The sequence below is a fragment of the Bacillus sp. XT-2 genome, from assembly GCF_025696525.1.
Lineage (GTDB): Bacteria > Bacillota > Bacilli > Bacillales > Bacillaceae > Bacillus > Bacillus halotolerans.
In genome coordinates this window covers 226,084-239,936 of record NZ_JAHVOC010000006.1, presented here as the reverse complement: position 1 = coordinate 239,936, position 13,853 = coordinate 226,084, and the positions used below count along the sequence as shown (strand labels likewise).

Genomic DNA, 13,853 nt, shown 5'->3' with positions numbered 1-13,853 from the left:
AATCAATACCTAAAAGGTATATAAAAGGAGGCCCTTCTTTGGACATTCGTCAGCTGCGATATTTCATTACCATTGCCCAAGAACAAAAGATCACCTCTGCCGCCAAAAAGCTCCATATGGCGCAGCCGCCGCTAAGCAGGCAGCTCAAACAGCTGGAGGATGAGCTGGGTGTTGTATTGTTTGACCGCAATAAGAAAAAACAAATGACTCTTACATATGAAGGAAGCATTTTTCTCAAAAGAGCCAAAGAGATTCTGCACAGGTTTGAAGATGCGGTCATTGAGGTACAAGAGCTGAGGGAGGAGGTTGCCGGCACGCTGGCTGTGGGTTCGACGATTTATTGCGCCGCTCTTATGCTTGAGAAAGTGACGCAAATGAAAGATAGATATCCGCACCTCACCTTTAATATTTGGGAGAACGAACCGGCAACGCTGTTAGAGCTGCTGGAAAGCCGGCAAATCGACGCCGCTGTCACGACAACCATGATAAAAAGCGATACCGTCCAATTTAAAAAGCTTGACGAAATTCCATGTGTGCTCGTTCTTTCTGATGATGCCGGGTATACATGCGGAGACACCATTCAAATGGAGGATATCCCTTCTTTCCCGCTGATTCTGCTGCGGCCTGTGAACGGAAAAGGCGTTTATAACCAGGTCATGAATGAATTTCAGCGTCTTCAGCTGGAGCCGCGTATTGTTTGTGAATGCCACGATTCAGTAACACTGCTCAGTCTCGTCTCATCAGGATTTGGCGCGTCCATTCTGCCCGTCACCATGATTCCTGTTCATATGAGAAACCACATTCACACAGTTAAAATCGAAAACAATCCCTTCGTTATGACACCGGCTGTCATGTGGAGAACTGACAGTTATTTGCCAAAACCGGTACAGCAATTTTTGAATTTATTTTAAGTGTTTTTGTCTCATGAAAACCAAATACTTGACTCATACTAAAAAAAAGTTATCCTTTAGATTTGTAAGCTATTTTTTCATTTCAACAAAATTAATCAGAAAAGTGGGGAATAGAATGAAAAAAGCACTTTTAGCTTTATTCATGGTCGTAAGCATTGCAGTTCTCGCAGCTTGCGGAGCAGGAAATGACAATCAGTCAAAAGATAACGGAAAAAACGGCGATCTTTGGGCTTCAATTAAGAAAAAAGGCGTACTGACAGTCGGTACAGAAGGAACGTACGAACCGTTCACTTATCATGACAAAGACACTGACAAGCTGACTGGCTATGACGTGGAAGTCATCACAGAAGTCGCAAAACGCCTTGGACTGAAAGCCGAATTCAAGGAAACACAGTGGGACAGTATGTTTGCCGGCCTGAATTCCAAACGGTTTGACGTCGTTGCCAACCAAGTCGGAAAAACAGATCGTGAAAACCAATATGACTTCTCAGACAAATACACAACATCAAGAGCCGTTGTCGTGACGAAAAAAGACAACAACGATATTAAGTCTGAAAAAGACGTAAAAGGAAAAACGTCAGCTCAATCACTGACAAGCAACTATAACAAACTAGCTACAAATGCCGGTGCGAAAGTAGAAGGCGTTGAAGGCATGGCGCAGGCCCTTCAAATGATCCAGCAAGGCCGCGTCGACATGACGTACAACGATAAGCTTGCCGTTTTAAACTATTTAAAAACATCAGGCAACAAAAACGTAAAAATCGCGTTTGAAACAGGCGATCCGCAGGAAACGTATTTCACGTTCCGTAAAGGAAGCGGCGAGGTTGTCGACCAAGTCAACAAAGCATTAAAAGAAATGAAAGAGGACGGGACTCTTTCTAAAATCTCTAAAAAATGGTTCGGCGAAGATGTTTCTAAATAATATACCGGCACTGACGCTTGGCACGGCGATCCCGTGGGATCTGGTGCAGCAGTCATTCTGGCCTATACTTTCAGGGGGAATCTACTATACGATTCCCCTTACGATTCTTTCCTTTATATTCGGAATGATACTGGCGCTGATTACGGCGCTTGCCAGAATGTCGAAAGTGAGACCTTTGAGATGGGTGTTCAGCGTATACGTATCCGCCGTACGCGGCACTCCACTTCTCGTTCAATTGTTCATCATTTTCTATCTGTTCCCGGCCTTTAACATTACACTAGATCCATTTCCAAGCGCAGTCATTGCCTTTTCCTTAAACGTCGGCGCCTATGCATCTGAAATCATCAGGGCATCTATTTTATCCGTGCCGAAGGGGCAATGGGAAGCTGGCTATACCATCGGCATGACACACCAGAAGACGCTGTTCCGCGTCATTTTGCCGCAGGCGTTTCGTGTGTCAATCCCGCCATTATCCAATACCTTTATCAGCCTGATCAAAGATACATCTCTTGCATCTCAGATTCTCGTCGCTGAGCTGTTCAGAAAAGCTCAGGAAATCGGCGCGCGCAATCTCGATCAGATTTTAGTCATTTATATTGAAGCGGCCTTTATTTATTGGATTATCTGCTTCTTGCTTTCGCTCGTCCAGCATGTCATCGAACGGCGTCTTGACCGCTACGTGGCCAAATAAGGAGGTTCCGAGTATGCTTTCCGTTAAAGGATTAAATAAATCATTCGGTCAAAATGAAATTTTAAAAAAGATAGATATGAAGATAGAAAAAGGAAAAGTCATCGCTATACTTGGGCCTTCCGGTTCAGGGAAAACGACGCTGCTTCGCTGTCTGAACGCGCTGGAGATCCCGAATCGCGGGGAGCTTGCATTTGATGATTTCTCCATCGATTTTTCAAAGAAAGTGAAGCAGTCGGATATCCTTCAGCTCCGCCGGAAATCGGGAATGGTGTTTCAGGCGTATCACCTCTTCCCTCACCGCACAGTCCTTGAAAACGTGATGGAAGGCCCTGTTCAGGTGCAAAAACGAAACAAAGAGGAAGTCAGAAAAGAAGCGATTCAGCTTCTTGATAAAGTCGGATTGAAGGACAAAATGGATTTATATCCGTTCCAGCTTTCCGGAGGCCAGCAGCAGCGCGTCGGCATCGCCCGTGCACTGGCAATTCAGCCTGAGCTGATGCTGTTTGACGAACCGACCTCAGCGCTTGACCCTGAGCTTGTGGGTGACGTACTGAAGGTTATCAAGGATTTAGCCAATGAAGGCTGGACCATGGTCGTTGTTACCCACGAAATCAAATTCGCCCAGGAAGTGGCGGACGAAGTCGTCTTCATTGACGGCGGCGTCATCGTGGAGCAGGGGCCGCCTGAGGAAATTTTCTCTGCTCCAAAAGAAGAACGAACCCAGCGGTTTTTGAATCGGATTTTGAACCCGTTGTAAAACCCAAAACAGGGCGCCTGCCGGCGGCCCTGTTTTTTGTTGAGCCCCTTTCGCCTATTCCGCCCTTTTGTCAGATATGCTACAATGACAATCGATTGATTTTTACGAAAGAAGGGACTTCACGTGAAGCGAGAACTTGTTCTGCGCTGGACATTTTATTTTGTCGGTCTGCTTATTTTGTCTTTTGGTGTATCCCTTACGATAGAAGGAAAAACGCTGGGGATCAGTCCGTGGGATGCATTTCATTACAGCCTGTTTCAGCACTTCGGGCTTACCGTCGGCCAGTGGTCCATCATTATTGGAGCGCTCATCGTCGGATTCACGTCATTGTTTACGAGGGCTTGGCCAAAAATTGGGGCGATCCTGAACATGGTGCTCATTGGTGTTTTTATAGATTTTTTCAATTTTCTTCTGCCTGCCCCCTCCACCTACACAGGCTCCGTCATCGTCTTCTCTCTCGGCGTGCTGCTGATCGGCTACGGCGTCGGTGTTTATGTATCAGCGGGCCTTGGCGCGGGGCCGCGTGATTCACTGATGATGCTGATTACAGAAAAAACCGGCTGGAATGTGCAATGGGTGCGGAACGGCATGGAAATAACAATTTTGTTTGCAGCATGGGGCATGGGCGGTCCGATCGGTTTAGGTACAATTTTGACCGCCATCCTCACCGGTATCATTTTGCGCTTTTCGTTGCCGCAGTCAATCCAGCTGCTGAATTATGCTGTGGCAAGGCGGACAGCCGCTGTGAAAGCAACTCCGCCTATACACTAAAACAAAGCCGCTTCGGCTTTGTTTTTTTATTTTCTCCTCTATATGAGTCTTGTTGAAGTATGATAGGATGGTTTTGACAATCTTTTGCAGACGGAGGATCTAGAATGAAAATTTACGGAATTTATATGGACCGCCCGCTTTCACAGGAAGAAACGGATCGGCTGATGTCTTTCGTTTCCGCTGAAAAACGGGAGAAATGCCGGAGATTTTATCATAAAGAAGATGCTCACCGCACCCTCCTGGGAGATGTGCTTGTTCGCTCTGTCATCAGCGAGCAGTACCAGCTGAATAAAGCCGATATCCGATTCAGCGCGCAGGAATACGGGAAGCCTTGTATCCCTGACCTCCCCAATGCCCACTTTAACATTTCCCACTCCGGCCATTGGGTCATCGGCGCGTTTGATTCAGATCCGATCGGCGTCGATATTGAAAAAATGAAGCCAATCAGCCTCGGGATTGCCGAACGTTTCTTTTCGAAGAACGAGTACAGCGATCTTTTATCCAAACATAAAGACGAGCAAAACGATTATTTTTATCATCTATGGTCTATGAAAGAGAGCTTTATCAAGCAGGAAGGCAAAGGCCTGTCGCTGCCGCTTGACTCCTTCTCCGTGCGCCTGCATGAGGATGGCCGAGTATCCGTCGAGCTTCCGGAACACCATACGCCTTGCTTTATCAAAACGTATGAGGTAGACCCCGGCTATAAAATGGCCGTGTGCGCCGCCCGCCCTGATTTCCCGGAGGACATCACGATGATCTCGTACGAAGCGCTTTTATAAATGGCTCATCAGCAGCTTAATGCCGCGTTCAATATCTTCAGTCTTCACATTGGAAAGATTGATTTTTAATAGATTTTCTTTCGGATAATCTGATAAATAATGGCGGTCAATCGTTTCAAGAAGGACCTCTTGTTTTTTCATCTTTTGAATCACTCTTGATGCCGGCAGATCCTCAGGAAGCACCAGATGGGTATGCATGCACGGGGCCTGGCCGCTGGAAAATAGAAAGCTGCCGCGGCTCGATTGTCCGTGTGTTTGAATGGCTTCATGAAGCCTGAGAGACCGTTCCTTATAGGAATTTCTGATTTTCTCCTTGTGCCTGCCGAACATTCCGCTTTTAATGTAAATTTCTAACGCGGCTTGGGAAATCATCGAGCAGTCAATGTCGTTCAGCTTTTTGTACGTAAGAAATGTGTCAGTCAGCGCATCTGGCAAAACGGCGGCCCCCACGCGAAGGCCGGGAAATATCATTTTTGAAAAGCTTTTTAAATAAATCACATGTGAGGACAGATCATATGCGTACAGCGGATCTGCCTTTTTATTTTCCTCGAGATCACCGAGATAGTCATCCTCAACAAGGTAGACGTCATAGGCTTCCGCCAATCTTACCAGCTCTTGTTTGTCCCGTTCGGCCAGTGAGCTCCCAAGCGGGTTATGGAAGCGTGGCATCGTATAAAAAAATTTGATCGGTTCTGTTTGAAACAGCCGCTCGACTTCCGCTAAATCAAGCCCCTGCTCCGTTCTTTTTATCCCGATTGCGGGGATGCCCAGTGTCTCCACTTGTTCAATCATCAAATGATAGCCTGGCTGTTCAATGGCGATCTTCTCTTTCCCATTGGGAAACGGCATTGCACATAGCAGGGATAGCGCCTGCTGGACACCGGATGTGATAAACATATGCCGCTCGTCCGCAAATACCTGCTGATCAGCAAACAGCTTTCGCAATACACGGATGAGCGACGGGAGGCCCTTCGGCGTTCCGTAGAGAAACAAATCATGCTTGTATGTATCAATCGCTTTGTTGATGCAATGCTGAAAATCCACATACGGAAAAATATCAGGGTCCGGCGCAGACGTTGCAAAGTCGATTGGGCCTGACTTGCCGTGATGCGGCTTCCTCGTCTTTTTCACAAGATAATAGCCGCTTTTCGGAACAGAATAGATGAGATGGCGTTTTTCCAGCTCTTGCAGCGCGCGGATCACCGTGCTTTTGCTGACTTGATAGCGGGCGGACAGCTGCCTGATGGAAGGCAGCCTGTCTCCTTCTTGATAGACACTGCTTTGCATCATTTCCTCTATCTGTATGAAGAGACTGATATACTTCTCCATTCTTTCTCCCCCTGTTTTGTACCGGTACAGTTCATTGTTTTTCTTATTGTACCGTTCCTATCCACCCCATACAATAAAAGGGAGCGGCCGGCTCTATTATTTATATAAAGGAGCACTTCCTGTATGTATAAAAACCAGCAAACCTCAGCTTATCTTGCAGCTATGTTAAACGCATTGATTATCGGGTTATCCTTTCTTTTCGTGAAAATCGCGCTGCAATCGGCAGAACCATTTGATATTCTTGCACACCGGTTCACCCTTGCGTTTGTAGCGGCTACTATACCTGTCTTATTCGGATGGGTGAAGCTGTCCATCCGTTTAAAAGATGTAATGGCCATTTTGCCGCTCGCCTTGCTGTATCCGGCGCTGTTTTTCAGCTTTCAGGCATTCGGCCTGGTGTACTCGTCATCCTCTGAAGCCGGGATCATTCAGGCATCAATTCCGATTTTTACAATGGTCTTTGCCGCTTATTTTTTAAAAGAGCGATCGACGTGGGCTCAAAAAGGGTTCACTGTGTTATCAGTTGCGGGCGTCATGTTTATTTTTGTGATGAAGGGTGTGAACGTTGAATCGGCCAGCCTAAAAGGATCTTTACTTATTCTCTTGTCCGCTCTGTCTTCAGCTATGTACAATACCGCCGCAAGAAAAATGACACAGCGTTTCCGGCTGATGGAGCTCACCTACATCATGTCAGCGATCGGATTTGTCGTCTTCAATGCCATCGCCTTGGTGCGGCACGGCGCTTCCGGAACGGTCGGCACTTACTTCCATCCATTCCGGGAGCCCGGCTTTATTCTCGCGATAGTGTATTTGGGCGTATTATCTTCGCTCGTGACTTCGTTTATGTCCAACTATGCGCTGTCCCGGATTGAGGCGTTTAAAATGAGCGCCTTTAATCATTTGTCCACCATCGTGACGATGATTGCCGGAGTTGTGGTTTTGCACGAAAGCCTAGCCTGGTATCACCTTGCCGGTGCGGTTTGTATTATCATCGGCGTGCTGGGAAGCAATGCCGGTCTCCGAAAAAGAAAGCAAACCAAAAAATCCATTTCTATGAACAAATGAGATGTTATGTTAGAGTTGAAGAAAAAATGGTTTGAGGTGCAGTGTAAGAATGATTCAACACAGTGTCTTCCTAGAGGGAGCCATTTCATTACAAGATATGAGATGTTACTTTTTATCCCGGCAAAGAATATCAGCATTGTTTTATTTTATTTATATTTTTCTTCTATCTTTATTGGTGTATTCGCTTTATGGATTTCCGATTACCGTTTATGACAGCGAAACACTTGAAGTGATATATAATGGTATTTTCATAGCGATTCTATCTTTGATCTGTACATTGCTTTTGATTGCTTTTCATTATATAAGGCTGCGTACCAGCTATAAGAACAATACACGGCTAAAACGCAAAAGGACATATACCATTAACCGGCAAGGCATTCAAATTCAATCCAAAAACGATAATGCATTGTTTGAATGGGATGAAATAAGGGCAGTTGCAGAATATAAACACTTTTTCTCTATCAAAACTTCTAGTCACCAGGTCATCTTAGTTCCTAAACGTTTTTTTGTATTCGAAAATGAGCTCCACTCATTCAGACAGCTTGTAAAAGAACATGTACGTGCCAAAAAAGTAAAATGACAAATTTAAAAAGAGGGTTTTCCCTCTTTTTTTATGTTAATGAGATATGCCGCTTCATTGAGTAACATTCTCTTCAGCTAATGGAGATTTACCCCTCAACACTCTCTTCGTTATGAATATGATTGTTTTTTTTGATTGGCGCCAGCTCCAATAATGCTGATAAACTTACAAGCACCAAACACACAACAGTAACCAGCAAATAATTATGATTCATGTCAAAAAACAATCCGCCCACATACACACTGAGAGCCCCGGCGATTTGATGGATAAAGAAATTGATGCCTAGGAGCGAGCCGATAAGCCCGGTTTGAAAGCTTTCAGAAATGGACGCAGCAGTCAGCGGGATCACGCCTGTGTAGCTGAGCCCGAATAACAGCGTAAAGCACAAGTACCAGAGCTCACTGTTATGAATGCCGAGTGCGGGAATGAGCAGGCAGATCAAGCTGATGAGACGAATGAAAAACAAAATGGAGAGCATCACGCTTCTGCTGCCAAGCAAATCTGACAGCCAGCCTGCCAATAATCCCCCGATGATAATAAACGCCCCGAATGCAGCCATCATTCCGTTGATATGAGAGACATGCGCATCCTCCAGCATTGGAACGAGATGAGCATCAATGATTCCCATCGTAAATCCGCACGTAAATACGCCGAAGTACAGGATATGAATGAAGCGGGACTGCTTTAACACCTTCCAAAATCCCTGCCAGTCATAAGATTTTTTCACGGACTGCCCTTGGACATTGGGCGGGTGCTTCATTCCGAAGGCCAAAAGAGGCAGCAGGACAGCCGCTAAGAAAATGCCCAATATTGTATACGCAGTTTGCCAGCCTGCATAGTAAGGAGCCGCAGCCCAAATCGGTGACAGCAGCAGCAAACCGGCTGAATTTGCATTGGTCAAAATGGCGAGCGCCAAGCCTTTATGCGTGTCAAACCAGCGGCTGATAAAATACTGTGTCGTCACGCCAACCGCGCAGGAATAGCCGATTCCGCCCAGCACTCCGTAGATCACAGAAAATATATGGACATTCGGCGAATGCGGGAGCGCCAAAAAGCTTGCGCTGATACAAATGGCGCCGATCCCCATAATCTTTCTGACGCTGAACCGGTCAATAAAAATAGCCGACAAAAAACTGAACGACTCCCGTTGTGATCATAAAAATGCTGACGGAAGCCGAAATCAGCGACCGATCGGCGTGAAAGGTCTCTGCCATCGGGAGCATAAAAAATTGAAAGGAATTTCTGAATGAGTTCATTCCGATGGCGAAGACAAACGTGAACAGCAATACTAACCATTTCATCTTAGGAGACGCGCAAAGGATGTGCCGAGACATTTTTTCCTGACCTGCCTTTATTTGAGTATTGCGACTATTATATCATGAAAAAATTTACATTCTATATAAAAAAAGCGAACAGCACAGCGCTGTCCGCTTTTTCATTAGGAACTGGAAATCGGATGCTGATTCAAAATCGCAAAAATCCGTTCCGCCACTTCCTCCGTATTTGACAGCAGAAACATATGCCCGCCGTCAAATTCATGGAACATGATGTGTTTCGCCCACTTCTTCCAGCCTTCCGCATCCCGGATGCATTTTTCGTCATTCAGTCCGTTAAAGACGTGGACCGGCGATTGGATCGGCGTCATGTCGTTAAGCTCGAATTGTTCAAGAGCCCGGTAATCCGATCTGAACGAAGGAAGGAAAAATGACATAACTTCTTTATTTTCAACGAGCTCTGCGGGCATTCCGCCTAATTTGATAATATGATCGAGAAATTGATCATCAGGCAAATGCGATACTTTTTTCCGCTGAATATGCGGCGGCTGAATCGCAGAAATAATCACAGCCTGCGGAAAAATGCCTTCACGCTCCAGTTTTTGCGCCAGCCTGAAGGTAATCATGCCGCCCATGCTGTGCCCAAACAGCACAAACGGCCGATCTGGATGCAAATGTAATTCTTGCTTGTACAAATCAGTCAGCTGCTCGAGATCCTCAATTGCTGACGTCTGATTCGTGCCGTGCCCGGGCGGTTCAGCTGCAAGCATTTCACACTCCCCCTGCAAAAAAGCATGGAGAGGGCGAAATGACGCCGAGTAGCCGCCGGCAAACGGAAAACAGATGAGCTGCGTCTTTTCCGATGCATCAAATGATCTGAAGAGTTGGCTCATTGGCCGGCTCCCCCTTTCATCGCTTCCTTAAGAAAGCGTTATGGTTTGTTTATTAAGAAATTCGCGCAAAATCCCGGCATTCCTATCAAGACATTCGCCCTGCAGCATTTCGGCGTGTGTACCGAAGCCTTTTTTCACACGATAAGCGCCCGTTGTCGCCTCTTCCCACGGCGAAAGCCATTCAGGCATTTCAAAGTCAATATCAGAGGTCAGCAAATCAATGTCCGCTTTCACTTGCCCCGAGCTGATCAGGTTGACATAGTATGAGTAGAAGGCATGTGTTTTTTTCTTGAGCCCCTGCTTGACGGCTTCGCTATTGAGGGCTTCATTGTCTCGATTTACATTCATCAGCGCCTCTACATCGTTTTCGACCGTGCGTCCGTCCAGATCACTGACGCCTTGTTTTTTATAGGAATCCACCATGATAATCCGCTGTACAGTGCGTCCCTGCTCTTCAAGTTTTTTAGCGGCTTCAAACGCCAGGCTGCATCCTGCTGAATAACCGAACAGTGTCACAGGACCTTCCGGCTGAAGTTCCTTGATCAGAGCGGCATAACGGTCAAGACGGTTTTCCTCTTCAATAAAGTCAAAGGCGCACAGCTTGTATGACGGCAATTGCTTGGCCAGATTCTGATACATTAAGCCATATCCCAATACCGGCGGGAATGCGAAAATGATGTCATCCTGATCCGGATTCATGATTGTAACGTCCTCAAGTCCTTCTGAGCCTCCGTTTTTCAGATATGCTGAAATGCCGGCAATCGTCGGCGCTTCAAACAATAGCTTCACCGGAAGGTCCATTCCGAGCTCTTTTTTGACGCGAGAAGCGGCTGTCATCGCCTTTAAGGAATGGCCGCCAAGCTCGAAGAAATCGTCATGGATGCTGATTTGCTTTCTGCCGAGAATCTCGGACCAGATTTGCGCGATTGTTTCTTCCGTTTCATTTCGAGGCCCAATCCATTCTTGCGATATCTGATCTTGCTCCGGTTTTGGCAGCAGACGTTTATTGACTTTTCCGTTTGTTGTTAAAGGAAGCTCGTCCAAGAACGTAAATGTCTGCGGCACCATATAAGCAGGAAGCTGTTTTTTCAGGTGTGCCTTAACGTCTCCTGCTGAAAGCTGTGTCCGGTTCACAAGGTAGGCGTTAATTGATGCGTCCCCAGACTCGCGGCGGTCCACCACGACGACCGCGTCTTTTACTCCGGGATATTCCTGCAGCTGCTTTTCGATTTCTTCCAGCTCGATCCGGTGCCCCCGTATTTTCACTTGATCATCAATGCGGCCGGCGTATTCAATCGTACCGTCAGGCAGCCAGCGAGCGAGATCCCCGGTGCGGTAAAGTGTTTCTCCCGGTTTGAACGGGTTGGCGGTAAATTTCTGCTTTGTCAGCTCATCACGGTTTACATAGCCTTTTGATACGCCCATTCCGCTGATGCATAGTTCACCGACCGCTCCGAATGGCTGGAGCTGATTTGATTCATTGAGAATATAAATACTCGCATTGCTGATCGGATTTCCGATCGGCAATGAGGAGATAGACTCCGGAATCTCGTGCACGACGTGAGCCGTTGCAAACACCGTGCCCTCAGTCGGACCGTAGCAGTTAATCAGCTTGCCCGGCCCCATGATCCGCAGCGCTTTCCTAACGTGAGGCACAGACGCGCGTTCCCCGCCGAATAACACACAGCGAAGCCCCTTCAGCCAATCCTCTCCCGCATCTGTGAGAAGATTAAATAAAGCTGTGGTCGCAAACATGACGCTGACATTCTCTTGACGGATGAGACTCGTGAGACGGTCTGTATCAAGCAGTGTATTTTCATCTGCGATAATCAGCCTTGCTCCATTCAAAATGGAAGCGTAGAAATCAAAGGTAAATGCGTCAAAAGCGTAATTCGATACAGATAAGAACGTGTCTTTTTCAGAAAACGTCATGTAGTCAACGTGCTTTACTAATCCTTGAATATTGGCATGCGTCGTGATATTTCCCTTTGGCTTTCCGGTTGTGCCTGATGTATACATGATATACGCCGCATCATCTGGTTCAATCGCGGTTTCAGGATCGCTTGCCTCTTCTTCAAAACGGATGGGATCATCAATGATAAGCGTTTGGCCTGTAAACGGCAGCTGACTCGCTTGCTCTTTCATCTCTTGATGTGTAAGCAGACATGCCGCCCCGCTGTCGGTCAGCATATATGAAATTCGGTCATCCGGCAGCTTAGAATCAACCGGCACATAAGCAGCTCCCGCTTTTAACACACCGAGAATCCCAATCACCAGTTCCAGCGAGCGCTTCGTGTACAATGCAACAACTGAGCCTTTGCCTGCCCCTTGCTTTTGCAAACGGCGTGCGAGGCGGTTCGTTTCCTCGTCTAATTCGTGATAGGACAGCGTTCGGCCTGCAAATGTGAGCGCCGGTGCACTTGGATTGACGTCCACCGCCTCCTTGAACCAATCCGTCAGAGGTTTTGGCTCACACATTTGAGGTGCCGGATTTAAGCCGTTAAGCAAGTACTCTTTTTCTTTTTCGTCAATGAAATCAATGGTGCTGACAGGCTGATCCGGATGCTGAATAAGCTGCTGAATCGCTGTGAGAAGCTGGGATTTTAAGCGCAGCATAAACGCTTCATCAAACACATTCTCATTATAGGCAAGCTTGATCAGCATTTCTTCACCCGGGGAGGCCATCAAATTGAGATCGTAATTTGACTTCTCAAATACATGGACATCCTCCATATCGAATCCGTTTTGTCCGCTTTCTTCATTGCTTGCATCCTGAAGCGGATAATTTTCAAACACGATGATGTGGTCAATCAATTTCGGCTGGTTGGCTTGGCTTTGGATGTCATAAAGCGGCACATATTGATGCGGTTCTGACTCAAGTGACTGCTCCTGAAGCTGCTTGAGCAAACCGTTGAATGTCATGTTTTCAGCCAATTTCACTCTTCTTGGAACAACGTTGATAAACAGGCCGACCATATGTTCAACGCCTTTGATTTCCGCGGGACGCCCGGAAACGACTGTACCGAAAGCCAAATCGTCAGACCGCTGATAACGGCTGATCAGTACGCTCCAGACTGCCTGCAAAGCGGTACTCAAAGTGGTGTGCTGAGATTTCGCAAGCTCTGTAAAAGCTTTTGTTTCCGCTTCCGGCAGTGAGAAGAGAAGTTCTTTCGGTTCGTACCCTTCCTTTTGTTTCTTTCTTTGTTCCGCAAACGTCGCCTGTCCTTCAAAGTCTTCCAAGTACTCGCGCCAGTAGCGGAGCGATGCTTGTTTATCCTGCTTTTCAAGCCACTTGATGTATTCCTTATACGGTTTGACAGGCGGCAGACTGTACGGCTTTTGTTCGCGCAGGGCGTTGTATACCTTAAACAGATCCTGCACGACGATGCCGAAGCACCATCCGTCCAAAATAATGTGGTGGTAGCTCCACACCCATTCAAAGCTGTTGTCAGCTTTTTTGAAGATGGCTGCCCTCATCGGAATATCCCGCGTTAAATCAAAGCCTTTGATCTTATCCTGTGCTTTGTATTCATTGATTTTGTCCGTTTGCTCACTTTCGGATAAACGTGTCAGATCCATTTCTTCTATATGAAATTGACGTTTTTTTAATACGACTTGAACGGGCCTTTTTACTTTTTCGTGAATGAACACGGTACGAAATACATCGTACCGGTCCATGATGACATTCATGCTTTCTTCAAGGCATTTGATATTGAAGTCGCCCTTTACTTTCATCGTAATTTGTTCAAGGTAAAAGCTCTGGCCTGGATTAAGGATGGTATGAAACAGCATCCCCTCCTGCATCGGCGATAGGTAATACATATCTTGAACCTGATCTTTGCTAAATTGACTCATATGTTTCGCTCCCGCCTTCTGTAATT

11 protein-coding genes and 1 pseudogene are annotated in these 13,853 nt (G+C 46.5%); 8 read left to right on the top strand and 4 right to left on the bottom strand.

Annotation, left to right across the window (positions count from 1 at the left end):
* The first annotated feature begins 38 nt into the window (after positions 1-38).
* From KXD37_RS16655 to KXD37_RS16630, 6 genes are all read left to right on the top strand, one after another.
* Complete coding sequence (locus tag KXD37_RS16655) at positions 39-911, top strand: LysR family transcriptional regulator (protein ID WP_106021037.1); 873 nt, start codon at positions 39-41, stop codon at positions 909-911.
* Positions 912-1,026: 115 nt separating this feature from the next.
* On the top strand, positions 1,027-1,833 hold the full coding sequence (gene tcyA, locus KXD37_RS16650; protein WP_106021124.1) for a cystine ABC transporter substrate-binding lipoprotein TcyA: 807 nt from the start codon (positions 1,027-1,029) through the stop codon (positions 1,831-1,833).
* A complete protein-coding gene (gene tcyB / locus KXD37_RS16645) occupies positions 1,820-2,524 on the top strand; it encodes a cystine ABC transporter permease TcyB (RefSeq protein WP_059334481.1) in 705 nt (234 codons plus the stop codon). The genes tcyA and tcyB overlap by 14 nt, the downstream gene beginning before the upstream one ends.
* Positions 2,525-2,537: 13 nt before the next feature.
* Positions 2,538-3,281 (top strand): cystine ABC transporter ATP-binding protein TcyC, encoded by a 744-nt coding sequence (gene tcyC / locus KXD37_RS16640; RefSeq protein WP_106022280.1) that lies wholly within the window; start codon positions 2,538-2,540, stop codon positions 3,279-3,281.
* Positions 3,282-3,404: 123 nt separating this feature from the next.
* Positions 3,405-4,052, top strand: coding sequence for a YczE/YyaS/YitT family protein (locus KXD37_RS16635; RefSeq protein ID WP_106022279.1), 648 nt, complete (start codon positions 3,405-3,407; stop codon positions 4,050-4,052).
* A gap of 104 nt (positions 4,053-4,156) precedes the next feature.
* Positions 4,157-4,831 carry a 4'-phosphopantetheinyl transferase family protein gene (locus KXD37_RS16630; RefSeq protein ID WP_101863975.1) on the top strand — a complete coding sequence of 225 codons (675 nt, stop codon included), beginning with the start codon at positions 4,157-4,159 and terminating at the stop codon, positions 4,829-4,831.
* Here KXD37_RS16630 and KXD37_RS16625 read toward each other — a convergent pair.
* Positions 4,826-6,160, bottom strand: coding sequence for a PLP-dependent aminotransferase family protein (locus tag KXD37_RS16625; RefSeq protein ID WP_106021039.1), 1,335 nt, complete (start codon positions 6,158-6,160; stop codon positions 4,826-4,828). The two genes, KXD37_RS16630 and KXD37_RS16625, sit on opposite strands and share 6 nt — an antisense overlap.
* Positions 6,161-6,283: 123 nt before the next feature.
* On the opposite strand from KXD37_RS16625, the gene KXD37_RS16620 reads away from it, so the two are divergent.
* Complete coding sequence (locus tag KXD37_RS16620; protein ID WP_106021041.1) at positions 6,284-7,225, top strand: DMT family transporter; 942 nt, start codon at positions 6,284-6,286, stop codon at positions 7,223-7,225.
* Between the two features lie 49 nt (positions 7,226-7,274).
* The gene (locus KXD37_RS16615; RefSeq protein ID WP_106021043.1) at positions 7,275-7,805 is read left to right on the top strand and encodes a YcxB family protein; all 531 of its coding nucleotides are present in this window, start codon (positions 7,275-7,277) and stop codon (positions 7,803-7,805) included.
* An 88-nt stretch (positions 7,806-7,893) separates the two neighbouring features.
* On the opposite strand, the pseudogene KXD37_RS16610 reads toward KXD37_RS16615, so the two are convergent.
* From KXD37_RS16610 to srfAC, 3 genes and pseudogenes are all read right to left on the bottom strand, one after another.
* A pseudogene (locus KXD37_RS16610) lies at positions 7,894-9,139 on the bottom strand (MFS transporter).
* A gap of 104 nt (positions 9,140-9,243) precedes the next feature.
* The gene (gene srfAD / locus KXD37_RS16605) at positions 9,244-9,972 is read right to left on the bottom strand and encodes a surfactin biosynthesis thioesterase SrfAD (RefSeq protein ID WP_095714068.1); all 729 of its coding nucleotides are present in this window, start codon (positions 9,970-9,972) and stop codon (positions 9,244-9,246) included.
* A gap of 27 nt (positions 9,973-9,999) precedes the next feature.
* On the bottom strand, positions 10,000-13,827 hold the full coding sequence (gene srfAC / locus KXD37_RS16600) for a surfactin non-ribosomal peptide synthetase SrfAC (protein WP_263463663.1): 3,828 nt from the start codon (positions 13,825-13,827) through the stop codon (positions 10,000-10,002).
* Positions 13,828-13,853 lie beyond the last annotated feature (26 nt).